The 25,255-nt window shown below is 57.0% G+C and carries 20 protein-coding genes; 15 read left to right on the top strand and 5 right to left on the bottom strand.

What is annotated here, in order from left to right; translation table 11 throughout:
- The first annotated feature begins 91 nt into the window (after positions 1-91).
- Positions 92-1,177, top strand: a complete 1,086-nt coding sequence (locus tag PPRO_RS16625) for a tetratricopeptide repeat protein (protein ID WP_011737147.1) — start codon at positions 92-94, stop codon at positions 1,175-1,177.
- Positions 1,164-4,970, top strand: coding sequence for a glycosyltransferase (locus PPRO_RS19805; RefSeq protein WP_011737146.1), 3,807 nt, complete (start codon positions 1,164-1,166; stop codon positions 4,968-4,970). Before PPRO_RS16625 ends, PPRO_RS19805 begins: the two co-directional genes overlap by 14 nt.
- A gap of 6 nt (positions 4,971-4,976) precedes the next feature.
- Here the strand turns inward: PPRO_RS19805 and flaF are convergent, their stop codons facing one another.
- The 4 genes from flaF to PPRO_RS16600 all read right to left on the bottom strand — a co-directional run bounded on the left by flaF (position 4,977) and on the right by PPRO_RS16600 (position 7,341).
- Entirely contained in the window at positions 4,977-5,360 is a 384-nt protein-coding gene (gene flaF, locus PPRO_RS16615; protein WP_011737145.1) for a flagellar biosynthesis regulator FlaF, read from the bottom strand.
- Positions 5,353-5,739 (bottom strand): flagellar biosynthesis repressor FlbT, encoded by a 387-nt coding sequence (locus PPRO_RS16610; RefSeq protein ID WP_011737144.1) that lies wholly within the window; start codon positions 5,737-5,739, stop codon positions 5,353-5,355. Before PPRO_RS16610 ends, flaF begins: the two co-directional genes overlap by 8 nt.
- Before the next feature lie 9 nt (positions 5,740-5,748).
- The gene (locus PPRO_RS16605; protein WP_011737143.1) at positions 5,749-6,351 is read right to left on the bottom strand and encodes a hypothetical protein; all 603 of its coding nucleotides are present in this window, start codon (positions 6,349-6,351) and stop codon (positions 5,749-5,751) included.
- An 87-nt stretch (positions 6,352-6,438) separates the two neighbouring features.
- Positions 6,439-7,341 (bottom strand): flagellin N-terminal helical domain-containing protein, encoded by a 903-nt coding sequence (locus PPRO_RS16600; protein WP_011737142.1) that lies wholly within the window; start codon positions 7,339-7,341, stop codon positions 6,439-6,441.
- 135 nt (positions 7,342-7,476) lie between these two features.
- On the opposite strand from PPRO_RS16600, the gene PPRO_RS16595 reads away from it, so the two are divergent.
- Positions 7,477-9,378, top strand: a complete 1,902-nt coding sequence (locus tag PPRO_RS16595) for an O-linked N-acetylglucosamine transferase, SPINDLY family protein (RefSeq protein ID WP_011737141.1) — start codon at positions 7,477-7,479, stop codon at positions 9,376-9,378.
- Here the strand turns inward: PPRO_RS16595 and PPRO_RS16590 are convergent.
- Positions 9,360-12,476, bottom strand: a complete 3,117-nt coding sequence (locus tag PPRO_RS16590; protein WP_011737140.1) for a tetratricopeptide repeat protein — start codon at positions 12,474-12,476, stop codon at positions 9,360-9,362. The genes PPRO_RS16595 and PPRO_RS16590 overlap by 19 nt on opposite strands.
- Here PPRO_RS16590 and PPRO_RS16585 point away from each other — a divergent pair.
- The 12 genes from PPRO_RS16585 to smc all read left to right on the top strand — a co-directional run bounded on the left by PPRO_RS16585 (position 12,475) and on the right by smc (position 25,253).
- Entirely contained in the window at positions 12,475-13,668 is a 1,194-nt protein-coding gene (locus PPRO_RS16585; RefSeq protein WP_011737139.1) for a tetratricopeptide repeat protein, read from the top strand. The two genes, PPRO_RS16590 and PPRO_RS16585, sit on opposite strands and share 2 nt — an antisense overlap.
- A 412-nt stretch (positions 13,669-14,080) precedes the next feature.
- The gene (gene trxB / locus PPRO_RS16580; protein WP_011737138.1) at positions 14,081-15,037 is read left to right on the top strand and encodes a thioredoxin-disulfide reductase; all 957 of its coding nucleotides are present in this window, start codon (positions 14,081-14,083) and stop codon (positions 15,035-15,037) included.
- A gap of 3 nt (positions 15,038-15,040) precedes the next feature.
- Complete coding sequence (locus PPRO_RS16575) at positions 15,041-15,220, top strand: hypothetical protein (RefSeq protein ID WP_041532391.1); 180 nt, start codon at positions 15,041-15,043, stop codon at positions 15,218-15,220.
- Between the two features lie 150 nt (positions 15,221-15,370).
- Positions 15,371-16,141, top strand: a complete 771-nt coding sequence (locus PPRO_RS16570) for a carbon-nitrogen family hydrolase (protein WP_011737137.1) — start codon at positions 15,371-15,373, stop codon at positions 16,139-16,141.
- A 69-nt stretch (positions 16,142-16,210) separates the two neighbouring features.
- On the top strand, positions 16,211-16,882 hold the full coding sequence (tolQ, locus tag PPRO_RS16565) for a protein TolQ (RefSeq protein WP_011737136.1): 672 nt from the start codon (positions 16,211-16,213) through the stop codon (positions 16,880-16,882).
- 2 nt (positions 16,883-16,884) lie between these two features.
- Positions 16,885-17,298, top strand: a complete 414-nt coding sequence (gene tolR, locus PPRO_RS16560; RefSeq protein ID WP_011737135.1) for a protein TolR — start codon at positions 16,885-16,887, stop codon at positions 17,296-17,298.
- A complete protein-coding gene (locus tag PPRO_RS16555; RefSeq protein WP_011737134.1) occupies positions 17,298-18,074 on the top strand; it encodes a cell envelope integrity protein TolA in 777 nt (258 codons plus the stop codon). The genes tolR and PPRO_RS16555 overlap by 1 nt, the downstream gene beginning before the upstream one ends.
- 17 nt (positions 18,075-18,091) lie before the next feature.
- Positions 18,092-19,378 carry a Tol-Pal system beta propeller repeat protein TolB gene (gene tolB / locus PPRO_RS16550; RefSeq protein ID WP_041532929.1) on the top strand — a complete coding sequence of 429 codons (1,287 nt, stop codon included), beginning with the start codon at positions 18,092-18,094 and terminating at the stop codon, positions 19,376-19,378.
- A gap of 158 nt (positions 19,379-19,536) precedes the next feature.
- Positions 19,537-20,094 (top strand): peptidoglycan-associated lipoprotein Pal, encoded by a 558-nt coding sequence (pal, locus tag PPRO_RS16545; RefSeq protein WP_041532390.1) that lies wholly within the window; start codon positions 19,537-19,539, stop codon positions 20,092-20,094.
- Between the two features lie 144 nt (positions 20,095-20,238).
- Positions 20,239-20,574: a DMT family transporter gene (locus PPRO_RS16540; RefSeq protein WP_011737131.1), complete on the top strand. Its 336-nt coding sequence runs from the start codon at positions 20,239-20,241 to the stop codon at positions 20,572-20,574.
- Positions 20,575-20,806: 232 nt separating this feature from the next.
- Positions 20,807-21,640: an MBL fold metallo-hydrolase gene (locus tag PPRO_RS16535; protein ID WP_011737130.1), complete on the top strand. Its 834-nt coding sequence runs from the start codon at positions 20,807-20,809 to the stop codon at positions 21,638-21,640.
- Positions 21,641-21,722: 82 nt separating this feature from the next.
- Positions 21,723-25,253 carry a chromosome segregation protein SMC gene (gene smc / locus PPRO_RS16530; RefSeq protein ID WP_011737129.1) on the top strand — a complete coding sequence of 1,177 codons (3,531 nt, stop codon included), beginning with the start codon at positions 21,723-21,725 and terminating at the stop codon, positions 25,251-25,253.
- Positions 25,254-25,255 lie beyond the last annotated feature (2 nt).

Raw genomic sequence — 25,255 nt, 5'->3', positions numbered from 1 at the left:
GCTGCCTGGTGCAGTCTTTTTTGTTGTTCACAAAGATATCCTGATGTACAAGGATTACAGAAATATTGCTTGGACTAAGGAGAACACGCGCATGAGCTATCAGATAGTCCCCGCGACGCTGTATGAGGCGCAAAATGCCTATAGACGGCTTCAGTGCCAGATGAACATGGGTGATCCCGCCACGACCATAGTGGAGATCAAGACATTTCTGAAAATGTACCCCGAAGTGGCCCTGCCCTATAACGACTTGGGTGTCCTCTACAGTCGCGTGGGAGAAAAACTCTTGTCTCTGGCCTGTTACGAGAAGGCGAATAGAATTCAGCCGGGTAATCCCAGCATAATAAAAAATTTGGCGGAATTTTACTTTGTCGAGCTTGGCTGGGTTGACGATGCGATCATGATGCTGACGCAACTCCTTAACTCGTTTCCCGATGACACCGACCTGCTTCGCCTGATGGTGGATATAAGCAGGCGAGTGGGGCGCGAGCAGGAGGCGCAGCTCTTCAGCCAGCGCCTCTCGGAGTTGGAGCAGAAGGACTCTGCCATCACTGACGTTCATGTCTGCGATGTGTCTCCGGCAGCATCGCCAGTTTCTGGCAGACCCGATGTGGCACGCGAGGAGACAACTACCGAATCAGCTCCGGTGACGGACAACCTAGAGGATATTCTGGCCAGAATCAGGCAGACACTCAGTCAAGAGACCACGGATGTGGCACGGCAGCCATCTCTTGCTGCGGATGAGTTGTACCGCAGGGCTCAGGAACAGTTGTCTGCCAGGGACGACGATCAGGCGCTCTTGACCCTGGAGCAGCTTGTCACCCAGGAACCTGACAACGCCCTCGCACACAATGACTTGGGAGTTCTTCACACGCGACGGGGAGACCTGGAACAGGCACTCCTCCACCACGAAACCGCCGTCAGAAACAATCCTGCCAACACGACCTTCCAGAAGAACCTGGCCGCCCTGTATTACAGCTGCCTTGGACGAACGGACGAGGCGATCACGATCTACACCCGCTTGCTCCGTGAATACCCAGATGACGTGGAAGTCTTGACAGCACTGGCTATTATTTCCGCCGCCAACAGACTTGGCGAACAGGCGCGGCTGTTTATCGGACGGGTAATTGAGTTGGAACCCTGGAACACCGAGGCGAGGAATTTTCTTGCAGGACTCTAGGACGTACTCTCTTTCGATCGTTATTCCTGTACATAACCAGGTCGTCTACACACAGGCCTGTCTGAAGGCACTGCATGCCTCTCCGCCAGATATAGACCATGAAATCATCATTGTCGATGATGGCTCCAGTGACAGCACTCCGCAGGTTCTTGCGCAACTCGCCGCAACCTCCAGTCATTTTCGTATTGTCCGCAATGATTATGCCCATGGTTTCGCTGCGGCGTGCAATCGGGGGGCGGATGTTGCTCGGGGCCATCTTCTGCTTTTTCTGAACAACGATACGGAAGTGCAGCCCGGCTGGTTCCCCCCCCTGTACGCGCTGATATCTTCCAACGACGAGATTGGCATAGTTGTCCCGAAACTTCTCCTTTCCGACGGCACGATACAGCATTGCGGCAAGGTCTGGGCTAATCCGAGTCTTCCCGCCTCCCACCCCCATCACATCTATTACCGCTTTCCCGCTGATCATCCCGCGGTGAACAAAAGCCGGGCATACAGAACGGTAACTGGAGCCTGTATCCTGATCCGCACTGCGGATTTTCGCTCGGTGGGCTGTTTCGACGAACGTTATGAAAACGGCTGGGAGGATGACGACCTCTGCTATGCCATTACCGCGACCGGTAAACAGATCTACTACTGTGCCGAAAGCGTGGTGATCCACCACCAGAACAAAACACTCAACGAACGTATGGATGAGCTTAAGGGGCAGCTTCCTGGACCCGGACGGTTGCGCGAACTTGACCAGCTCATTAAAAATAGAGTGGCAACCGCGGAGCAAATCCAGTTGGCACGACAGGTTCAGGCAACCTTTCAAGCCATGGAGGCTGAACTGCTCCGTCTGAGAGATAAATTTGACCGTAATCGCAGTGTTTTTTGGGGAAAATGGGGCTCTGTTGTCAAACGTGATGACTACATCTACTGCCAGCAGGATGGAGTGCCGCTGAGTGAAGCCCTGAGCGATGCCACGCCAGCCGAATTGGCTTTGTCGGTGGAGAACAGCCGATGGCAGACTGATGCTCACCTGAAAGGAAATCGTATGCCTTTGGTATCAATCATTATTTTGACCCGCAACCGGTTGGATGTCACCAAAGCGTGTATTGCGAGCATACGGAAACATACGCCAGAATCCCATGAAATTGTCTTCGTGGACAATGGCTCGACGGACGGCACGCTTGACTGGCTGAAAGAGCTGGTTGTCAACAGCGCTGAATACCGTCTGATTGAGAATCACGATAACCTCGGGTTTTCAGCAGGGTGCAACCAGGGGATACGGGCGGCCCGTGGCAGCTTCGTTCTTTTGTTGAATAACGATGTTGTGGTGACGCCCGAATGGCTTTCTGGATTGTTCGAGTGTTTTGACGAAGAGGGCGTGGGGATCGTCGGACCGATGACGAACAACATCAGCGGCCCTCAGCGCTGGCCATGGCCTGACTACCGAGGGATGGACGATCTCGACGACTTTGCGAGAGCGTTTCGTCGTGCCAAGCGGTATCAGCGCATAGCGACCAGGCGGGTAGTCGGTTTCTGCATGCTGTTCCGACGTGAACTCGTTGACAGGATTGGTCTGCTGGATGAACAGTTCGGTTCTGGTAACTTCGAGGACGACGACTACTGTCTGCGAGCAGCCCTTGAGGGATTCCAGAACAGGATCGCCGTTGATGTGTTTATTCACCATGTGGGCAGTGCCACGTTTCAGGGCAATAATATTGACTATCGCGAAGCGCTGTTGCGTAATCAGCAGCTCTTTAACCAGAAATGGAGCAAACCGGTTACTGACGAGTCGCTGGCACACCGGGTTATCCGCATCAAAACGATTGAAAAGACAATGAATCTTAACCAGCGTGGGTTTGCTGATGATGCGGTGGAATTGCTTCTCAACCAGGGAATCAGGCAATTGCCGGGAGAACCGCTTTTTTACCATGCCCTGGCGTCTGTTTTTATGAGCGCGGGAATGCATCAGGAAGTGGTATCCGTACTGCAAGAGTGCCCGACAGAGCTCCCTCCATCGACACAGTGTTTGCACGTCCAAGCGCTTCTTGGGTTGGGGCGGGTGAATGAGGCTGAGTGTATTGCTAAGAGCATACCCGAGTCTGATGTGGAGCAGAATGATGCCATTCTTCTCCGGGGCCACATCCTGCTAGCGAAGGGGGATCTCTCGGCCGCCACGGGTTGTTTCGAGAAGTTCTGTAAGCAGTGTCCGACAAATGCACATGGTTTTGTGGGGCTTGCCGAAATAGCGCGCCTATCGGGGGATGGAGCGTTGGCTGCATTGCTGTTGGAAAGAGCATTCCGCCTTGATCCGTCCAGCATAAGTATCGCAACACGTTACCATGCCAGTATCGCGGATCAGGAGCATCTTGACGGATCCGAACGTGCCGTGGCGGAGGCACGGCATTTCTATCCTGACAGCGATACCCTGGCGTACATTCATATAGACGTCCTGCTGCGTTGTGAGCGGTTCCGGGAGGCGATGGCGGTTGTTGAGCACGTTTTGGTAACCTGCAAATGGGGAGAGGGGTTCCTGGATGCAGCCCAGGCGGTTCGCGACAGGTTAGGCCCTCTCACCATTTCTCGCGAACGGAAGAACCAGGGCAGTACAATCTCGCTCTGCATGATCGTCAAGAACGAAGAAAGGAATCTGCCCCGGTGCCTCAAGAGCCTGCTGCCAATCGTTGATGAGATGGTTGTTGCCGATACCGGTTCGACCGACAGGACTCGAGAAATCTCCGCCATTTTTGGGGCCCGTGTCATCAATGTTCCCTGGAGCGGAAATTTTTCCGCTGCTCGAAATGCCACGCTGCAAGAGGCAAATGGCGACTGGATTCTGGTCATGGATGCAGACGAGGTGATCTCGTCACAGGATTATGAAGCGATTCGCTCCCTGGTCAGTTCATCACCGCTGAATAAGGTTGCTTATTCGGTTACCAGCCGCAATTACACGAACCGGGTCGATCTGGAAAAATGGTGCGCCAACCGGGGAGAGTACCCATCGGAAGAGGCCGGGAGAGGCTGGATGCCCAGCGACAAGGCACGCCTGTTCCCCAATCTGTCTGTAATCCGTTTCGAGAATCCACTGCATGAGATGGTTGAGCCCTCGCTTGAAAGGCAGGGAATTCCCTCTCTTCTGGTTCCCTTTGTGGTGCACCACTACGGTTATCTGGATGATGATCGGCAACAACGAAAGTTGCAGCAGTATTATGAACTGGGGAAGCGCAAGATGGTTGAAACCGGTGGTTCTCCGAAGGCAATCGTTGAGCTTGCCATCCAGGCTGCCGGTGTGAAAAAGTACGACGAAGCCATGTCTCTATGGCAGCGCGCATTGCAGATTGATCCTGCTTCTCCGCTGGCATATTTCAACCTGGGGCATGTCTGCCTGCAGATGGGCATGTTCAAGGAAGGGCGTGACGCTGAAAAGCGGGCCATGGAGTTGAAACAGGACTACCGGGAGGCTCAGGTGAATTACCTGCTCTGCCAGCTCTGTCTGGGAAACATTGACGGAGCTCTTTCGGAAGTCGAGCAGTTCCTGGCGAAGAACCCTGACTATCCTGTCCTGCTGCTTATGCGTGGGATTCTATGGGCTACAGTGGGAAACGGTGAAAAAGCAATCCATGAATTCAGGGCGCTTCAGAATAATCAAGTTGAGTTTTCCCATTTCATTCATGACGTCACCGGTAAACTGCTACAGGCGGGACAACGGAGCTATGCGAAAAACCTTGTAGCCGTCTCCCAGAAGCTTGGGATCTGTAAGGAGGAAACGGTACTGCTTATCAATAGTGAAAAAAGGAATGGCTGAAAAAGGCTACTCCTCCGGCGGCTTTGTGCGCAGACCGGCGGCGATGTTGAAGTTAATGTCGATTACAATAGTGAGTCTTTCAGGGGCATTGGGGAATGCCAGTACCTCGAAGAGGCGCTTGTCGATAAACAGGCTTAAATTCAGGATGTCTTCCCGTAGCTTTTGGGGGAGCGGGTTGTCCGGCATGGAGAGCTCCGACTGAAAAAAACTCCACACCTTCTGGTTGTAGCGTATCGCTTCATCAAGCAGGGCATTCCGCTCAGGCGTATTCCACTTCTCCTGACACTGTTTCAGCTTTAATCCCGCCTTGGTCAGTACCGAAGCCTCCAACTCCCTGGGTGACATGAATTGTTTGCTCTGCTGTTCGTACGCTGTGCGGGGATCAGACATGTGCAGTTATCTCCTCTTCGTAATCGATAAGTTCCCGTGCCGTCTTGAGTGCCTGATAAAACCGGGCTGCGGCAACCTGCTCACACAGTTTTACTATGAATTTGCGCGTGCTTGGCGCTGCCTCAATGATATCATGAATCTGCTGAAAAAAAGCTTCCACATGAGCCTGGCGTTTTTCCGGGTCAATATACATCAATTGTATGGCAAAGTAAACGCGTCGCGCCGGTGAATTCGCGTCACACTCCTTCAAGATGTCCTTCTGTCGAAGAATCGGGACGGTATTCTCGACATACAGTTCCGCATTCCGGTTCCCGTTACGCAGTACAGCATTGCCGATGATAATCTTTTCCTGCGCTTTCAGGACTATTTTCAGGGACATGGGGATACCTTATGCCAAAGAAGCTTGTATGGTTTCAAGCATTCGGTTAATTGTAGCTCCGGTAGTGGAAAGCTGGTTTGCCGCTGCCTGCACAACGCTGTCTGATGCCTTTTCCGACAAGGCAGGAGTCTCGATCCGTCCATCGGTTTGAGCGAACAGTTCCTGCCACATGCCCTCGACTTTTTCATTGATGGGAGGCGGTAGCGTAGGAATGGTCAATTTCTCGATCTGCTTCCTGATGGAGATATAGCTCATCAGGATCTTCTTCCGTTCTTCGTCCTCCAGGGAAAAAGGAGGATAGTTCTTGACTATTCTGTTCAACTCTCCGGTCATTCTGGAAACGATATCGGCAGAAGATGTCAAGCCGTCGCTCGTTTCCCTGATATGCATGGCGGTTGCATTGAGAACGCCGGCAATTTGTCCAATGCGCTTTAAAGTATCAAGGTTCTGGCGAGAAGAGTCAATATCAAACGAAACCTTATCATGGCCAGAAGCAGCTTCGGTTTCAGTCTGGGATGAAATCTGATTATGGGTTTGAACCTGTGTTTGGCTGAGGTTGTGCGTGCCGATATGTACGGCCTGTTGTATCGTGGAAAGACTATCCGAACTCATAGGCCACCTCCATGACATACATAAATGGGGGAAGAAAAAGTTCTTCCCCCATTCCATTCGGTAGGGCAGTAATTATCTGGTGTAGGATTAGAACAGCTGGAGCACAGCCTGAGCCGCCTGTGAAGCGAGGCTCAAAGAAGTTGTACCCAAGCTCTGGCGTGTCTGCAACATCAGCATGTTGGCGCCTTCTTCGTTGGTGTCGGCCAGGGTCAGGTTGTCGGCACCGGTCTTGAGGGTGTTGATCATGTTGTCGGTGAAGTCCTGACGGGTGGTGACGATGCTCAGGTTGGCGGACAGTTTGGACGACTCAGAGCGCAGAGTGGAAAGTGCGTCTTCCAGCTGCTTTGAGGAGCTCTTGATAGCGTTGTTGCCGTCGCCGATCGTGGAGGTATCCCAATCAGTGTCGGTTCCATAAGTGTCGTTGACAGCACTAGTCGCAGCAGCAGATTCGGTGCCATGTGTACTTCCCACACCTACCGTCTGCAGAGAAAGACCGACTGAGGTAGCGGTGAAGCCTTGGATCTTGAGGGTGGCATCGCCCGTACCGGGGGCAAATTCCACGGTCAGGTCATCATTGGTCAGGAAGTTGGTACCACGATAACCGGAGTCGCTGGCCAGCTTGTTGATCTGGCCCATCAACTCATTGTAGGTGACGGCGTAGTTGGCGCGGTCGGTCGTGCTGGCGGAGGCAAGTGCGGCGGAAGCGATACCCTGTGCGGATTCGATCAGGGCGGTGATGGCGGTAATACCGGCATCAGCGGCGTTTACTCCCTGTACTGCCTCCGACATGGCGTCCTTACGGTTGGTCAGGTCGCTGGCACGGTTGGTGTGTGCCTGGGCGGCAAAGAAGTTGGTCGGATTGTCCAGTGCCGAATTGACTTTTTTGCCCGTGGAAAGGCGGTTCTGGGTCTGGGTCATCAGCTTGTTGGTGTTCTGCAGAGCCAACAGGTTGTTCCTCATGCCCGCGGTGAGAGAAATTGAGTTTGCCATTGTGTTGCTCCTTTCTGGATTTTTGTGGCATTCTTGCCACTGTATTTTGTTATTTAGGCTATCGGCCAGTTAGCATAGGGCTTTAGTTTTTTTTGCGATTTATCTGAACCGGTACAGAAGGAGGCATATATCCACATGCGGAATCAAGCCGAACCAAATGTTTTATATCTGTATAAACTGCTTGATATGGCACGTTTTCACCTTGAAGCCGGGCGATGGGGCGAAACTGAGCAGATTTGCCAGAAAGTCATTATGTTCGAGCCGGAAAACAGGGAAGCTCGCTATATGTTGGCTCATGTTTTGGCTGCTCGGGGGGATTTTGCAGCGGCTGCGGCTATTATGATGGAACTCTGTAATGAGACGCCTTGCGAAACGCTGTATCCGGATCTTGTTACCTTCCATGTCAAGGCGGATCGACTGAATGCTGTTACGGCTTTCTTTCGCAAGCGGGTCGGAGATGATCCGCGGGATTGTGCCGCTTGGTTATATCTCGGTCAGGCATGCCTTGACATGGGTGACAAGGCACAGGCAGGTCAGGCGTTGTTGCGTGCAACACGCTTGAAGCCTGACGATGCCAAGGCCCACTATCAGCTTGCGATGTATCATAATGACTGCTGTCACATGGCCGAGGCGGAGCGTTCGCTGCGAAACGCTGTTCAGCTTGACCCACAGTCGCATCATTATTGCAACTGGCTTGCCGGTTTTCTCAAGGGACTTGGCAGAGCGGATGAGGCTGTAGACTGGTATCTGCAGGCATTGACTCTGTCCGATCAGAACGAAGCATATTTTTCCAACTATCTGATGAATTTTCTCTGTACAACAGGTTACCCCCCAGATTTCGTATCCCGCGAGCATCTTCGCTGGGCTGAAAAGTGCTGTCGTGCTGCGGGGGAGCCATGGTGCCAGTTTGAAAACGAGCCAGATCCGGAACGCAGGCTGCGTATCGCCTATGTTTCCTCTGACTTCTATAGCCACCCGGTAGCCTTCTTCATCGAACCGCTACTCACGCTTCATGATCAGCACGATGTCGATGTGTATATCTTTTCAAATGTCGAAAAAGAGGATTACATCACGGAACAGTTCCGGCAACGCTCTTGTACCTGGCGGCAGATCCGAGGCGTAAATAACATGGATGTCTGTAGGATGATCCGCGAGGAGCGTATCGACATCCTGGTGGACCTGGGAGGCCACACTCGCCGCAACCGTTTGCCGATCTTTGCCAAGAAACCAGCCCCTGTCCAGGTGACCTGGCTGGGGTACGCCAACACCACCGGTCTCCCTACCATGGATTACCGCATCACCGATGCTGTGGCTGACCCCCCCGGCATGACCGAAAGCCAGTACTCAGAACAGCTTTTCCGGTTGCCGGGAAGTTTCATCTGTTACCACCCTCCGCTCGACTCACCGGGGCTCTCGCCCCTTCCCTTGCTGGAGCGGGGAGCGGTGACCTTTGTCGCCTACAACAATTTTGCCAAACTGAACTGTCCTCTTCTGGATCTCTGGTGCAGGGTGCTGCGGATGATTCCCGGCTCCCGCCTGGCCCTGAAGGATCGTGCCCTGGCCAATGACGTGGAATTCAGGATGGAGATGCTGGATTTGTTTGCACAGCGGGGTATCACGGCGGATCGCCTGATCATCAGGGACAGGACGGAGACGGTTCACGCTCATCTTGATGCTTTGGCCGAGGGGGACATAGCTCTCGACTCGCATCCCTACAGCGGCACGACCACGACCTGCGAGTCTCTCTGGATGGGAGTGCCGGTTGTCACGCTGGCTGGGGGGACCCATGCGTCACGGGTCAGCGCCAGTCTGCTGACCAGTGTGGGGGTTCCCGAGTTGGTTGCTGAAAGCGATGATGACTTTGTGGCCATTGCCGTTGCCCTGGCAAAAGATACGGATCGTCTGCAACACTACCGATGGAATTTGCGGGAGATGATGCTGAATTCATCGCTGATGGATCTTCAGGGCTTTGCCCGCCAGATGGAGAGTGCTTATCGTCAGATGTGGAGGAAATGGTGTCAACAGTTCCGTTGCTGAGTTGTTAGCACCTGCCTCAGTGCCGAGGCCAGGTCGCTGAATACGGCATGCCATGTTCCAGGGGAAGGCTGGCGGAACAGTCGCATGGTGGGGTACCAGGGAGAGTCGGCCCGCTCCAGCATCCAGCGCCAGTCTGGAGAAAAGGGCAATAAGAGCCAGGTCGGCCTGCCGAGGGAACCTGCCAGGTGTGCAACGGCGCTGTCAATGGATATCACCAGATCCAGCTGAGTAATCAGCGCAGCCGTGTCGGAAAAATCCTTGAGCAGATGAGCCGAATCCCTCAGTGGTATACCAGTCGGTAATGTCGGTTGTTGTTCCCCTCGCTCCGCAACCTGCAACGAATACCAGGAAACCCCACGGATGTCCTGCAAAAGGGAAAAACAGTGCGTGTCGGCCGAGCGCCGGGGGTCGGGCTTGCTCCGTCCTTTCCAGGTAATGCCGACCTTGAAGCCGGGATCGTCTCGCAGAGACTCCCGCCACCAACTGCACCTCCCACTGTCGGGAAAAAGATAGGGAACCTTTCTCGGCACCGTTTCCAGGGTGGTGCCCAGGAGGCGTGGAATCGACATCATCGGCACAGCCCAATCACAATGGGGCACTGTTTCTCCGGGGTGAACCATTTGTTCCAGAAACGGCAGCGTCGCCAGCAACGTTTCAAGCGGTTTCAAGCTGTTGCGCAGAAAAATCCTTCCTCCCTGTTGGGCCAGTAGTGGCAAAAAGCGACAGAACTGCAGGGCATCTCCAAAGGCCTGCTCGGTCACGACAAGCAACGTCTTTCCTGAAAGCGAAGAGCCGTCCCAAAGCGGCAGACCACACAGGTCAACCCTGACCGGGCCCTTCTTGTCGAAACGCGTTTCAAACTCCTCAAAACCCTTTTGGTAGTTTCCACGGATTAATGACACCTGCGCCAAATTCCATCGCACGGTCGGATCGTTCGGCTTGCATTCCAAAGCTTTTTGAAAGTACCGTTCAGCCTGCTCCAGACGGTTCTGCGAGAGAAAGACTCCTCCCAGGTTCAGATACGCACGGTGATCCCCAGGGGATAACTCGATTGCTCTCAGAAGCGAGCATTCCGCCACGTCAAAGCGGTTCAATACTTCACTTGCCGCACCAAGGTTCAGCAAAACCTCCACATCATCGGGGCGTCTGGAAAGGGCATTGTTGTACCAATGGGCGGCATCAGCATAATTGCCCAAACCAAAGTGCGCATCACCTAGGAATCGCCTGAGATCGCAGTCGTTCGGGGCAAGTGAGAGAGCCGTCGCGAACAGAAAGGCTGCTTCCTCATATCGTTCCTGCTCGTTTAGTAGGAGCCCGAGACAGCGGTAGGCATCCACGTTGTTTTCATCGTAGCCTATAGCTTGACGGAACCGTTCTTCCGCCCGGGCAGCACTGCCCTGGTGGTAGCAGCATAAGCCCAGGGCAGCAAGGGGGGGGCTCCATCGGGGGGATTCCTGGACAGCCTGCGAAAGCAGCGCATGTGCCTCCTTAAATCGTTGCCTATCCAGCAAGGCGACTCCCCGATGGTAACTCTCCATGACGCCGGGTGGCACAGCGGTATCACGGCTGTGTGCATATCTGCCTGACTCAGTCAGCGATTCTTCCAGTGCGGCAACCAATTTCTGTATCGGTTCACGCCAGTCGCCGCGCGTGCTCTGACGGAACAGTCGCATGGTGGGATACCAGGGAGAGTCGGAGCGTCTCAGCATCCAACGCCAATCCGCGACGTATGGCAAGAGTACAAACGTCGGTTTTCCCAGGGCGCCGGACAGGTGGGCCACCGATGTATCAATCGTGATAACTAGATCCAGTTGAGCGATGAAGGCTGCCGTATCGGCAAAATCGTGGATATGGACAGTCAGGTCGACACAAGTCATTCCCGGTGGAGGTGACGCGAACTGGGAAGCCGCGTCGTCCATTTGAAGGGAGAAAAAGGTGATTCCCCGAATGCTTGCCAAAGGGGCAATGTCTGTCAGTCGACACGAGCGCAGGGGGTCGGGTGTCTTGCGCCCGGCCCAGACAACGCCGGCCTTGAACGTTGAATACGGTTCGAGCAATTTCTGCCAAGCCTTTATGCGTTCCGAAGGTGGAGACAGATAGGGAACAGTGCGGGGAATTGTTTTTATGGTTGTACTAAACACACCGGGAAGACTCATCAACGGTACATGCCGGTCACAGGGAGGCAGCGGAGAACCGACCGGGAGCACGTCCGACACACCGGAAACCGTACGCAGGAGCTCGCAGAGAGGGAGAGGAACCTCAAGAATGAGACGCCCGCACCGCTCCGCCACGAGCGGAAGATAGCGGGCGAACTGGATAGTGTCGCCAAAGGCCTGTTCGGCATGCACTAGGATGGTCTGTTGCTCAAGGGATTCGCCTCCCCAGGCAGGCACGTCGAAATCACGCGAAGCCGTCGTATAGCCCCTCTTCTTCCAGCGCCATTCGAATTCCTCCCATCCCTCTTCATAACGGCCGAGTTTCAAATGCAGAAGTGCCCTGTTCCAGTGTGCCTCGGCGCAATTTGGATCGCGTCTCAGGGCAGCATCGTAGCATGCCATTGCCTCGTCGTGACTCAGCAGTCGCTCAAAGGCCATACCCATGGGGACCAACGGTTCCGGATTGTCCGGAATCAGCTCCGCCGCCCGCTGGTAGTCCTGTATCGCCTCCTCGCACCGGTTCAGGGCAAGCAGCGTGTTTGCTCTGTTATGGTATGTCGGGGCGGAGTCTGGGGCGAGTTCGAGAACACGCCCATACACACGGAGAGCCTCGGTGTGTAACTCCAGGTCATGAAGCAATGCCCCTATATTGAGCAGAATGTCGGGACGAAAGCTCTCCTGAAGCGCCAGTTCGTAGCATGCCAGGGCATCCTGAAGTCGCCCCATCCGGTGCAGTCGCAGCCCCCTGCTGAAATGACTCTCGTTTTCCCGAGACGTTTCATGCAAACTGATATTCATTGTTGTTCTTTCCGGGGTTCTTTTGGTATTTTCCTGTAAATTCAGGTACAAAGAATGCTCAAGTGATGCGCTGTTTCTACCGATAGCAACAGTACCATACGAGTAATCCGTATGACGACCAAATTCATAGGGAGATCCTGCCATGAATTGGGATTATCTTTCAAGCAGTACCGAAAAGCTGTTTTCTGCCCTGTCCATAAACCAGACTACCTATCGAGACAGCGCGGCCAATAATGCCCTGTCCGCTGGCCTGACCCAGTACCAGAACGGTAATTACAAGGCTGCCGCCGCATCGTTCCGCCTTGCTACCGCATACGATACCGATAATATCAATGCATATAACTATCTTGCCAAGGCTGACCTCAAGCTGGGAAAATCAACGGAGGCAATCAAAGCCTACAAGATATCCCTTGAGATTGACAGCAGTCAGGGGGATACCTATGTCGATCTTGCCAGCATATACATCGATAACAAGAACTACACCGAGGCCGAGAAGGTTCTGAAAAAAGGAAGCAAGTCGGATCCCACCAATTCCCTGCCCATTTATACCCTCGGCCTTTTACAGCTCAACAACCTGAACAAGCCGAAAGAGGCTGAAGAGTCGTTTCGCAAGACCATCAGAATCGCACCCAATGATGGAAATGCCTATTATGGACTGGGAGCTGCTCTTAACAAGCAGGGAGACTACAGCGGGGCGGTCACGCAGTTGAACAAGGCCCTGTCCCTGAAAAGGAATTCGGCAGCCACGATGTACGAACTGGGCAACGCCTATGCCTCTTTGGGCAAGACCGACTCCACAAAGGATATGATCAAGAAACTGAAGGCTTTGGGTACCAGTGAAGGCAGTAATCTGGCCGGTGATCTGCAAGTTCTCATCAATCAGCCCAAAATTATCGGCATAAACCAAAAACAGAGTACATTCAATACCTCTATGGGAATTGTTTCACTACTGGCGCTTGACCCAAGCTTTGTCACGCCGTCTTCGAGCGTGCGCTTTTCCATGACATTCAAGTTTGATTCCGAAATGGATATTGATTCCGTTACCAATATTGCCAACTGGAAGGTGGGACGCTCTTCAGGGGCCATTGCCGGGTTGTACGATAACGGCCTCTACCGCGCCACTGACCGGAGCTCCGCTGTCATGGCAACCAAGGTCACCTACAATCCGACCACCAAAGAGGCTACCGTTTACTTCCCCATATCCCAGAACAGCGACGGGAACGGGACCATAGACACAAGCCGTTTGACGTTCACGTTCAAGGGAACCGACGCGAACGGCAAGAAGATTGACTCTTCCGCTGATCAGTACAACGGTTTCGCTAAGAAGGCCTTCTAAATCCTGTAACAGCGATTCATGGCCAATGCGGGGCAACGGACGCTTGATTGATTCGTTGCCCCGCGTGTTTTATTTGTATTCACTGCTCCTTGCGCCATTTTCTCCCCTCTCCATTCAGGACAGCCTTTTCTCTCAGCCCTCAGTCTTTCAGTCATGGTTTGTGCTGCCGTCCTGTTCCCAAGTCATTCGAAACGGGGCGACAGAAGTACCTGGTGCCGCACGATAGTCATGGGGGCTTCCCTTCTGTCCAGAGGTGGACGGAGCTGTCACGTTGAATGGCTGTCACTCCGTTGCTGGCAACCATAGGGGAATTACATCCAGGGTTCACGCCAGTTGTTCCCCCCCGGCAAACCCTCTTGGCAAGGCCGCGATTTGCTGGTACTGTTCCGCTATCATGCACGCAGGAGGAATCATGGATTCGACCCATCACCCGCTACTCATTCTGGGCGCAGGCCCTGCCGGCTATACTGCCGCTATCTATGCAGCCCGGGCAAACATTGTGCCCACGCTTATCACCGGTCTGCAACCCGGAGGCCAGCTCACCACCACCACCGAAGTCGACAATTGGCCGGGAGATTATCAGGGAGTACAGGGCCCTGAACTGATGGAGCGGATGCGCCTGCATGCCGAGCGGTTCAACACCCGGATCATCTACGACCACATCACACGTGCCGACCTGGGGCGGCGCCCCTTTCTGCTGGAGGGAGACTCGGCGGCCTACACCTGTGATGCCCTGATCATAGCCACCGGCGCGTCGGCCAGATACCTGGGACTCCCTTCGGAACAGGCTTTTCTGGGCAAGGGGGTATCCGGTTGCGCAACGTGTGACGGGTTCTTCTATCGCGGCAAGGATGTGGCGGTCATCGGTGGCGGCAGTACGGCGGTCGAAGAGGCTCTCTATCTCTCCAATATCGCCCGGCACGTGACCATCGTGCATCGTCGCGACGAATTCAGGGCCGAAAAATACCTGGCCAACCTGATCATCGAAAAATCAAAAAACGGCAACATCACCATAGAGTGGGATCATGTGCTGGATGAAGTGCTGGGTGATGCAAGCGGCGTCACCGGCATGCGCATCCGCCACAAGAGCGGCCAGTCAACCAAGGAGATCCCGCTGCACGGCGTCTTCATCGCCGTCGGCCACTCGCCCAACACGAAGATATTCGAGGGGCAGTTGGAAATGGACAACGGCTACATCCGCACGAAATGCGCAAGCGTCGAGGGCAACATGACCGCAACCAGTGTCGAGGGTGTTTTTGCCGCGGGAGACGTTCAGGATTACATCTACCGCCAGGCTGTGACGTCCGCCGCTTCCGGTTGCATGGCTGCTAAGGATGCCGAACACTACCTCGCCGCCCTGCGCCATTGAGTCATGTCCCTGCGAGTCACGGAAAACGACGATATCCAGAAACTGTTGGCCGAGGTTCGGCAAACGATCTGCGACAACCAGCGTTTTCTCGGGAGATTGAAAGAGGATGATGCCGACCTGGAGACCGAAGAGGAATTGTCCGGCAAAGAAGAGGGCAGTGAAGAGGATTTTGAAGAATTGTGAGAACGTATGCTCATAACTGTGCCGTAACAACAGGGCCCCGGGGGATTCTCCAGGGCTCTTTTGCGTATGCATCCTGACGGCATGCGGCTACGGCGCTGTGTTCTCTCCCGTGGCGTGCCCCAAAAACAGGACCAGAAAGGAAGCTCCAGAATGATAACCGCTGCCGCCATCCAGTTTACTATCAAGCCTGGCAATGTGGATGCAAACCTCGCCCATGCGCGGGACGCCCTCGGGCGCGCCTCCGACCGGGGGGCTCAACTGGTCGTGCTGCCCGAAATGTGGTCCTGCGGTTTTTGCGGCAAAAGCCTGGCTGGTCTTGCCATGCATACCGCGGCTATTGCCGAGGAATTGCAGGATCTTTCCCGCAGGCTGGGTTTAGTGGTTGTGGGAAGCATGCCCGAACCAAACGGGGACAGGGTGTTCAACACAATCCATCTGATCGACAACGGCAGGCTTGCAGGAATCTACCGCAAGGTCCACCTGTTTTCCCTGCTGGGGGAAGATCGCGTTTTTGCCGCTGGAGACGGCTGTCTGCTGGCGGATACATCGATCGGGAAAATCGGTGTCATCATCTGCTATGACCTGCGTTTTCCCGAGTTGTCACGACGTCTTGCCCTCGAGGGCGCTCAGATCCTCTGCATCCCGGCCCAATGGCCCAAGCCACGAAACGAACAGTGGCGAACACTGCTGCAGGCCCGGGCCATAGAGAACCAGTTCTTCGTTGTTGCATCCAACACCTGCGGCATGGTGGGCAAACTGGATTTCTTCGGCATGAGCATGATAATCGGCCCCCGGGGGGACGTGCTTGCGGAGGCGGGAGATCGGGAAACGGAGATCGTTGCCGGCCTTGATATGCGGGATATGGCCGAGTGGCGTGCTCAAATCCCCTGCTTCAAAGATCGCAGGCCGGAATTGTACTGATTTTGACTTGACTTGATTATCCGTTCGGACTAGCTTTCCCACATATTTCATCCTCCGGAGGTGCTCGTTGTGGCCCTGCTGCTTAACGCCGGTATCGTCGTCAAACTGGTCCTGATTCTGCTTTTGTTCTTCTCGGTGGTTTCCTGGGCAATCATCCTCTTCAAACTCTTTCAGGTACACCGCGCCAACAGGGAATCGGAGCGCTTCATGGACCTGTTCTGGAAATCGTCCCGCTTCGACACCATCGCCTCCCAGCTTGACCGCTTCTCCAGCTCCCCCCTCTCCGTTCTGTTCAACGAGGCTTACGCCGAGCTCAACAAGCTGATGGACAAAGGGGCCACAAGCAACGGCGGGGGCTTGAGCACCGACCTGGGCGGCATCGAGAACGTCTCCCGCGCCCTGCGCCGGGCCACCAACTCGGAGCTGACCCGCCTGGAGCGCTACCTGACCTTTCTGGCCACCACCGGCTCCACCTCCCCCTTCATCGGCCTGTTCGGCACGGTGTGGGGCATCATGACCGCCTTCGAGGGGATCGGCAGGACCGGTTCCGCCTCCCTGGCTGTCGTTGCCCCGGGCATCGCTGAGGCGTTGATCGCCACCGCCATCGGCCTGGTTGCCGCCATTCCGGCGGTTATGGCCTACAACCATTTTCAGCACAAGATCCGCGTCCTGACCAACGATATGGACAGCTTCTCCACTGAGTTCCTCAACATCGTGCAGCGCACCGTGGCGGGGAGATAGCCATGGCCATGGGAGGACAGGGAAACAACCGCGCTGCCATGGCCGATATCAACGTCACGCCGCTGGTGGACGTCATGCTGGTGCTCCTGGTGATCTTCATGGTTACCGCTCCCATGATGCAGCAGGGGGTGCAGGTCAACCTGCCCAAGGCGGACACCAAGGCCATGACCCAGGCCGAGGAGACGGTGATCGTCACGGTGGATGGAAAGGGCAGGATTTTCATCAACAAGGACGAAGTGCCTGCCGGGGACCTGCGTTCCCGTCTCTCGGAGATGTTCGCCAACCGTGAGAAGAAGGAGATCTTCCTCAAGGCCGATGCCGGCGTCCCCTACGGCGAGGTGGTCAGGGCCATGGCCGACATCAAGGGTGCCGGCATCGAGCGCCTGGGCATGGTGACGGAACCGGCCCAGAAGTAATGACCGCACGACAGGCCACATCCGACAGACCCTTTGGCATCAGTCTCTGTCTCTCCGTCATCTTCCACGCCCTCTGCGGGGTGTCGCTGGTGTGGTGGCAGAGCCTGGTGCCCCCTCCCCTGGTCCTGCAGGAAACCTACTACGTAGATGTCGTCAACCTTCCGGTCGCCTCTCCCCGGTCCGGCAGTCCGACCCAGCAGGGGGACATGGCAGAGGCCGCTCCTCCCCTCCCGCAGGCGGAGGAAAAGGCCATGCCCCTCCCTTCCCCCCCGAAGCCGGCAGACAGCGGCAAGCAGAGCAAGGCGCCGAAGACTGCTCCCCGAAACCTGCCGGATGTGGACTCGGATTCCTTTGCCAAGAAAATGGCCAAACTGGAGGGAAGGGTTGCATCCGGCCAGCACGAGTCCGCCGTGGAGAGCCTGCGTCGCAAAGTCGCCTCAGGCGGCAGCGGCAGGTCGGGCATGCCCGGTGGCAAGGGGCAGGAGGCTGGCAGCGACTATGTCGCCTATATCCAGTCCCGCCTGAAGGACGCCTTTCGGGAGACCATCAGTTACACCAGCAGGGCTCCCGAGGTGGTTGTGCGCATCAGTCTTGATTCAAGCGGCAGGCTGGCCCGTAAAAAAATCGAACGGAGCAGCGGTGATCTTGCCTTTGAGCGTTCCGTTATCGCTGCCATAGACAGGGCCAGTGAGAAGTTTCCCGCCCCTCCCGACAGGAGGGGTTTCGAGGGAGTATTTGTGTTCAAGCCCCAGGGCGTTTCCAACAGCAGACCATGAAAGTCGATACAATCACCATGATGAGAACCCTTCTGATCCTTCTCGTGCTGTTCCTGATGCTGCCGGCCGTGTCATGGTCAGAGAACGGCTATATCGAGATAACCGCGCCGGGCAATCGCCAACTCAGGATGGCCGTGGATGTTCCCCGCAGTCTGGAAGCGGCCTCGTCGCCCGAAAAGGCCCGGGAGATGGGGGAGGTGATCGCCTTCGACATGAACATGTCGGGCCTCTGTCTGGCTGAAATCAAGGAACAGTTTAACCTCTCGGGCGCTCTGCTCTTTGCCGAGGCCGACTTCAACTCCTGGCTGAAGGGGGGCTATGACCTGCTGGTGCGGGGCGAATACAGCGTAAAGGGAGACGATCTGACGGTCGAGTTCCGGCTCTTCGACCTGGCCAACCGCAAGATGATGACCGCCCGACGCTATCTGGGAAAGACAAAGGACCTGCGCAGGTTCGCCCACTCCTTTGCCGACGAGATCCTGCTGGCCATGACTGGTGAACGGGGCTGCTTTACCACCCATATTGCATTTGTCAGCACCAGATCCGGCAACAAGGAGATCGCCATCATGGACTGGGACGGTCACGACACCCGGCAGCTGACCAGAAACCACTCCATCAACCTCAACCCCGACTTCTCGCCCAACGGCCGCGAGATCATCTTCACCTCCTATAAGCGGCACAACCCGGATCTTTACCGGCGTCCCCTTTCCAGTCCGGTGGAGGTGGCGGTCTCCCATCGCGAAGGTCTGAATATCACCGGCGCCTGGTCGCCCGATGGATCGCGAATCGCCCTGGCTCTGAGCAAGGACGGAAATTCCGAAATCTATACCATTGCCCGGGACGGTTCCAGCCCGGTTCGCCTGACCTCTCACCCGGCCATAGAAATTTCCCCCACCTGGTCGCCCAATGGCTCCCAGATCGCCTTCGTCTCCGACCGCCTGGGGAAACCGCAGATTTTCATCATGAATGCCGATGGAACCGGCGTTCGGCGCCTTACCACCAACGGCGGCTACAACGTCAATCCGCGCTGGTCGCCAAAGGGGGACAAAATCGCCTATGCTCGCATGGAGGGCGGTGGATTCCAGATCCATACCATCAATGTCAATGGTAGCGACGACACCCAGTTGACCAGCAGCGGCAGCAGCGAAAACCCGGCCTGGTCGCCCGATGGCCGCCTGATAGCGTTCAGCGGTAGGAGGGGAAGTGGAGACGAAATCTACGTCATGCGGGCCGACGGCTCGGGAGAGACCCGCGTCAGCAAGGTCGGGGGGCGCAGTACCCAGCCGGCCTGGCAGCCGCGCTGAACTCCTTCCAGGGGGGCGTTCGGTGGAGAACATTCGGCGTATTTTGAAAGAGGGTTGCAATTAGCAATTGCAAAAGAAACATCCTGATGTATACTCTGCCAACATGATCTAGGCCAACCAAGGCGGTTAATTTCATAGTGTTAAAAAGGAGACGAACGATGAAACGAGGGATGATGACACTGTTGGCACTGTTGGCCATGGCGGCACTCATGTCTGCCGGATGCGCGAGCAATGAAGTCGTGAAGGCCGAAGAACCGGTTGTGGCGCCTGCCCAGACCGAGGCTCCTGCAGTTGAAGTTACCCAGCCCGCAGCGCCGGCAGCTCCCGTAGAGGCTCCCAAGGTCGAAGAGACCGCCAAGGCCGACTCCGAAGCAGTTGCAGCCGCATTTGACGTCGCGTATTTTGACTTTGATAAATCCGACCTGCGCCAGGATGCCCGTGACGCGCTCTCCAAGAACGCGGATATCATGCTGAAAACAAACACCGCGGCCAACGTCAAGATCGAAGGTCACTGTGACGAGCGCGGTTCGGCCGAGTACAACATGGCTCTGGGTGAGCGACGCGCCAAGTCGGCCCTGCAGTACCTGCTGACCCTGGGTGTGCCGTCGCAGCGTTTGTCCATCGTCAGCTATGGCGAAGAGAAACCGGCCGCACAGGGCGGCAATGAAGAGGCTTGGGCAAAGAACAGAAGGACTGAGTTCGTCGTCGTCAAGTAGCCCGAAAACCCATACGTATCAATCGAGCCGGAAAGCGCCCTGCGTTTTCCGGTTTTTTCGTTGTTCTCCTTGCCCGTGCAATCATGTACTATTCCGCGCAACCGCAGGGTATTTCGGTATGTGTTCAGCAGGGAGAGTTTGAACATGAAAGTGGCATATCTGCACCTGGGACTGGCGATTCTGTCGGAAGTGATCGCCACAAGCACCCTCAAGTCAACCGCCGAATTCAGCAAGCTGTTGCCCAGTCTGGTCGTGGTCGCGGGATACGCTTCGGCGTTTTACTTCATGACCCTCAGTCTGCGCTCGATCCCCATCGGCATCAGCTATGCCATCTGGTCCGGCGTCGGCACGGTACTGATCGCCGGTATTGCGGCAATTCTCCACAGGCAGCTTCTTGATATCCCCGCGCTGGTCGGCATCGGACTGATCGTCAGCGGCGTTATCGTTATCAACCTGTTTTCGAAGAGTGTGGGGCTGTAAAGGAGAAAGATTGACCTTTCCACAGATGAATCTCCACGGGAATCCATGGATCTGGCCGAACAGTGCCGGACCATTCGCGAGACCCAGCCCAAGGGCTTCTGTCCCACCCTGACCGGCGAGATTGCGGCAAAACGTGTCAACATGGTACAGGGAGCATGACCGCCCATGGGGGCCGGCCTGCGACATCCCGCCCAGAGCGGAGCGGCATTCCAAGGGTTCTTAGGTGTGACTCATGACATTTCGCATTACCATCCTTTGTGAAAACGGCGTCGGCCCGATCTCGGGAACTCTGGGTGAACACGGTTTTTCCGCCCTGATCGAACCGTCCGTTGGAGAGCCACTGCTGTTCGACACCGGGCAGGGAGTGACCCTGCTGCACAATGCCCGCCGGATGAACAAGGCGCTGGACTGCGTTGGAACGGTGGTCCTCTCCCATGGCCACTACGACCACAGCGGTGGCCTGCTACCGCTGCTTCAGCAGCACAATCCTCTGCATGTCTGCGCCCATCCGACAGTTTTCTCTCCGCGCTATCGCCTGAACGACAACGGCGAATGCATCTCCATCGGCATCCCCCACAGCCGGCGGGAGCTGGAAGAGGCGGGAGCCATCTTCCAACTCTCCACGGAATTCCGCGGCATCGCACCGGGGGTGTTTCTGACCGGTGAAGTGCCGCGCGTAACCCCCTTCGAGGCAGGAGATAGGGGTATTTTCTTTGACCGCGCCGGCCTGCAACCGGACAACGCGCCCGACGACCAGTCGCTGGTCCTGGAGAGCGGCAAGGGACTGGTGATACTCCTGGGTTGCTGTCACGCCGGGCTGGTGAATACCTTGCACCATGTGAGGCGCTGCACGGGGAGGGATGACATTTACGCCATCATCGGCGGAACGCACCTGGGTTTCTGCAGCAAAGAGCAGGTCGACGGCACCATCAGGGCGCTGAAACGATCCGGTATCCGCAGGCTGGCGGCAAGTCACTGCACCGGGTTCGCCGCCTCGGCGCGGATGTTCCGGGATCTATCCGCACAGTTCCAGCCCGCCCATGTCGGTTATACCCTGGAGGTCTGATCGTCTCCTGGCCTTCGATGGACGTACAAACGCAATATCCCGCTGGACAGGCTTTCCCCTGCTCTGCTAAAGTGCCAGATTCATGAAGATAAAACGGCTGGAAATTTGTGGCTTCAAGTCTTTCGCCGATCGGGTCGTGCTGGATTTTCAGCAGGGGGTGACCGGCGTGGTCGGCCCCAACGGCTGCGGAAAGTCCAATATCGTCGACTCAATCCGCTGGTGCATGGGAGAGCAGTCCGCCAAGAACCTGCGCGGCAAGGCCATGGAAGACGTGATCTTTGCCGGCAGCGAGACGCGCAAGCCACTGGGCATGGCCGAGGTGTCGCTGGTGTTCTCCACCGAGGATGGCCGGGCGCCGGCAAAGTACCTGGAGTATTCCGAGATACAGCTCACCCGGCGCCTCTACCGGGACGGCGACAGCGACTACCTGATCAACAGGACCCCTTGCCGTTTGTTGGACATCACCGAGCTGTTCATGGACACCGGCGTCGGCACCAAGGCCTACTCGATCATCGAACAGGGCAAGATCGGCATGATCCTGCATTCGCGCCCCGAGGAGCGGCGCTTTCTGATCGAAGAGGCGGCCGGCGTGACTAAGTTCAAGTCCCGCAAGCAGCAGGCGCTGAAGAAGATCGAGGGGACCAGGCAGAACCTGGCCAGGCTGGCCGATGTGCTGGGCGAGATCAGGCGGCAGCTGGCCTCTCTCCAGCGTCAGGCAAAAAAGGCCGAGAAATTCCGCGAGTACCGCGACGAACTGCGCGAGATCGAGCTCCTCTTCACGGCCTGCGAGTACCGCGCCACGGCGGAGCAGCGCCGGACAGCCGAGTCCGAGCAGGCGGTGCTCAACGGGCGCATCCGTGACGCCTTTTCGGAAACCGCCCTCTCGGAATCGCGCATCGAAGAGGCGCGTCTCTCCCAGGTGGAGGCGGAAAAGCGTCTGGCCATGGCCCAGGAGGAGATCTACCGCATCAAAAGCGAGTTTGCTACGGCCGAGAGCGGGCTTGAGTTCCAGCGCAAGGAACTCTCCAGTCTGACCGGGCGTCTGAGCCGGCTGGAGGCCGAGGCGGGCGAACTGGAGCTGCGCCAGCGGGAGTGTGCCGCCCAGCGGGAAGCGCTGGAACAGCGCCGCGATTCCTCATCCAGTGAAGGGGAGGAGCTGCAACTGCTCCTGCTGCGGGAAGAGGCGGCACTGGCCGGGCAGCAGCAGAGCGAACAGGAACTGTCGCTGCTGCTGGAGGGGCGCCGCAGGGAACTCTTCGCTGCTTTGGCTGAGTCGGCCCAGTTCAAGAACCGCGCCGAAGGTGCCCGGAAGCGCCTGGCTGCACTGGGCGAGCGCCTGGAGCGCCAGGCCCGTGAGGGAATCCAGCTGGCGGAACGGTTGGAGCTGGCCAGCCGGAACGTAAGCCAGCTCAAGGGCGAGATCGCGTCCGGGGAAGAGGAGCAGGAAGAGCTGCAGATGGAGCTCTCCTCCCTTCGGCAACGGGAGGACGAGCTCAAGAGCCGCCTGCCCAAGCTGGAGGAGGCCTGGCAGAAAGGGCGGGACGAGCTGAACCGTGCCTCGTCGCGCCTGCATTCCCTCCAGGAGCTGGAAGCCCAGTTCGCCGGCTACGACCGTGGTGTCAGGGTGCTCATGCAGACTCCTGAACTTCGCCCCCGTTTCAGCGGCATGCTGGCCGATAGCGTAACCGCACCCCAAGAGCTGGAAGCCGCCCTGGAGGCGGCCCTGGCGGATCGGCTGCAGTGCGTTCTCTGCTCCGATGAGCAGGACGCGCTCGTGGCCCTGGAATTCCTCAAGAAGGGCAATGCCGGACGTGCCGGGCTGGCTCTGCCTCTGGCTGTGGAACCGTCCCCTTTCGTTGCCGTGGACCAGGCGCTCCCTCTGGAGCGGCTGGTGCAGGTGAGCGGCCCCCATGGGGGGCTGGTTCGTCATATCCTGGGCGGCGTCATGCTCACCGAAACCCTTGCCCAGGCCCTGGAGCTGGCCCGAAGATTCCCCGCTCTCTCCTTCGTCACCCGCGACGGTGACATGGTTTCCCTGGGGGGGGTTGTCACCGGTGGTTCCAGCGAACAGGTGCAGAAGGGGATCATCCACAAGAAGCGCGAGATACGGGAACTGGAAGGGCGCGTTAGTGAACTGGGGGAGCAGGCCTCCGTCCTGGAGGCCGAACGGGACCAGCTGCGCACTCTTTCACGGGAAGTGGCCGAGGGGCTGAAGAGCATGGCCACACTGCTGCACCAGTCCGAACTGAGGCTGGCCGGTCTGCGCAAGGATCTCCAGCGGGCAAGCGACGAGATCGGCCGCACGGAGGAGCGCAGGGAGCTGCAGGCCCTGGAGGCGGAGACGCTGAACGAGGAGCGCGAGGCGCTGGAGGCGGAGCTGCGCCTCAGCCAGGAGCGCATGGCCGAGATTGGCGATTCCTCCCAGGGGCTTGACCAGGAGGTCAACCGCTTCAAGGAGGAATTGGACGCCTGCCGTGCCGGGCTGGCCTCTCTGCGGGAGCGGGTAACGACCATCAGGGTCCAGGTGGCCACCCTGGGGGAGCAGCGCGAGGCCAGCCTGCGGGGGATCGACGACCTGGAGCGCCAGTCCCGTGAGCTGGTGCGCCGCATGACCAGCGACCGGGATGAGCTGGAGCAGGGGGCCTCGGAGCGGACCCGCCTGCAGGAATTCATCTCCTCGGCCACGGAGCGGCTGGAACTGCTGCTCCACAGGCAGGAGGCAGGCGCCAGGTTTCTGGAAGAGGCGCGTCAGGCCCACGAAACAGCCCTGAACGAACTGGCCGTTGCCGAGGCACGGGCCAAGCGGGCACGGGAGGAGAGCGACAGCGTCCGCCAGGACCAGGCTGAACTCAACCTGCGCTTCTCGACCCTTTCGCTGCAGCTGGAGCATCTGGAGCAGGCCCTGCGGGATCGACACCGCCTGGCCATGGACGAGGCCCTGGTCAGGCTGGAAGCGGTTCGGTTCGACGAGCTTGCCAGCCGGGAGCGCCGGGCGGAGTTGCAGCGGCTGCTGGATGAGGTGGGCGAAGTCAACCTGATGGCTATCGACGAGTACGCCGAGATGGAAGAGCGCTTCAACTTCCTCTCCTCCCAGAGGGATGACCTGGAAGAGTCGCTGCGCAGCCTGCAGCAGGCCATTCAGCGTATCAACCGCACCACCCGGCAGCGTTTTCACGAGACGTACAACCTGGTCAACGCCAAGTTCCAGGAGGTCTTCCCGCGCCTGTTCTGCGGCGGGCGGGCGGAACTGCGTCTGACCAACGAGGACGACCTGCTGGAGACCGGTATCGACATCATTGTCCAGCCGCCGGGCAAGAAGCTGCAGAACGTGACCCTCCTGTCCGGCGGTGAAAAGGCCCTGACAGCCGTGGCGCTGATCTTCTCTATCTTTCTGATCAAGCTGACCCCCTTCTGCCTGCTGGACGAGGTTGACGCGCCGCTGGATGACGCCAATATCGGCCGTTTCAATGACATGGTGCGCGAGATGAGCGCAGTTTCCCAGTTCATCATCATTACCCACAACAAGGCGACCATGCAGGTGGCCGACACGCTCTACGGCATCACCATGGAGTCGCCCGGTTCATCAAAGGTGGTATCGGTAAAACTGCACTGAAC

The sequence above is a fragment of the Pelobacter propionicus DSM 2379 genome (assembly GCF_000015045.1).
Classification (GTDB): Bacteria; Desulfobacterota; Desulfuromonadia; order Geobacterales; family Pseudopelobacteraceae; genus Pseudopelobacter; species Pseudopelobacter propionicus.
The sequence above is the reverse complement of the archived record's forward strand: the minus strand, read 5'-3'. Positions and strand labels throughout refer to the sequence as shown.

Excerpts from the sequence above, each read along its gene's own strand:
- PPRO_RS16625 (WP_011737147.1), top strand. The coding sequence starts at position 92 with ATGAGCTATCAGATAGTCCCCGCGACGCTGTATGAGGCGCAAAATGCC.
- PPRO_RS16535 (WP_011737130.1), top strand. The coding sequence starts at position 20,807 with ATGACATTTCGCATTACCATCCTTTGTGAAAACGGCGTCGGCCCGATC.
- PPRO_RS16540 (WP_011737131.1), top strand. The coding sequence starts at position 20,239 with ATGAAAGTGGCATATCTGCACCTGGGACTGGCGATTCTGTCGGAAGTG.
- PPRO_RS16605 (WP_011737143.1), bottom strand. The coding sequence starts at position 6,351 with ATGAGTTCGGATAGTCTTTCCACGATACAACAGGCCGTACATATCGGC.
- tolR (WP_011737135.1), top strand. The coding sequence starts at position 16,885 with ATGGCCATGGGAGGACAGGGAAACAACCGCGCTGCCATGGCCGATATC.
- PPRO_RS16555 (WP_011737134.1), top strand. The coding sequence starts at position 17,298 with ATGACCGCACGACAGGCCACATCCGACAGACCCTTTGGCATCAGTCTC.
- PPRO_RS16595 (WP_011737141.1), top strand. The coding sequence starts at position 7,477 with ATGCGGAATCAAGCCGAACCAAATGTTTTATATCTGTATAAACTGCTT.
- PPRO_RS16585 (WP_011737139.1), top strand. The coding sequence starts at position 12,475 with ATGAATTGGGATTATCTTTCAAGCAGTACCGAAAAGCTGTTTTCTGCC.
- PPRO_RS16600 (WP_011737142.1), bottom strand. The coding sequence starts at position 7,341 with ATGGCAAACTCAATTTCTCTCACCGCGGGCATGAGGAACAACCTGTTG.
- smc (WP_011737129.1), top strand. The coding sequence starts at position 21,723 with ATGAAGATAAAACGGCTGGAAATTTGTGGCTTCAAGTCTTTCGCCGAT.
- PPRO_RS16590 (WP_011737140.1), bottom strand. The coding sequence starts at position 12,476 with ATGGCAGGATCTCCCTATGAATTTGGTCGTCATACGGATTACTCGTAT.
- tolB (WP_041532929.1), top strand. The coding sequence starts at position 18,092 with ATGATGAGAACCCTTCTGATCCTTCTCGTGCTGTTCCTGATGCTGCCG.
- PPRO_RS16575 (WP_041532391.1), top strand. The coding sequence starts at position 15,041 with ATGTCCCTGCGAGTCACGGAAAACGACGATATCCAGAAACTGTTGGCC.
- pal (WP_041532390.1), top strand. The coding sequence starts at position 19,537 with ATGAAACGAGGGATGATGACACTGTTGGCACTGTTGGCCATGGCGGCA.
- flaF (WP_011737145.1), bottom strand. The coding sequence starts at position 5,360 with ATGTCTGATCCCCGCACAGCGTACGAACAGCAGAGCAAACAATTCATG.
- trxB (WP_011737138.1), top strand. The coding sequence starts at position 14,081 with ATGGATTCGACCCATCACCCGCTACTCATTCTGGGCGCAGGCCCTGCC.
- PPRO_RS16570 (WP_011737137.1), top strand. The coding sequence starts at position 15,371 with ATGATAACCGCTGCCGCCATCCAGTTTACTATCAAGCCTGGCAATGTG.
- PPRO_RS16610 (WP_011737144.1), bottom strand. The coding sequence starts at position 5,739 with ATGTCCCTGAAAATAGTCCTGAAAGCGCAGGAAAAGATTATCATCGGC.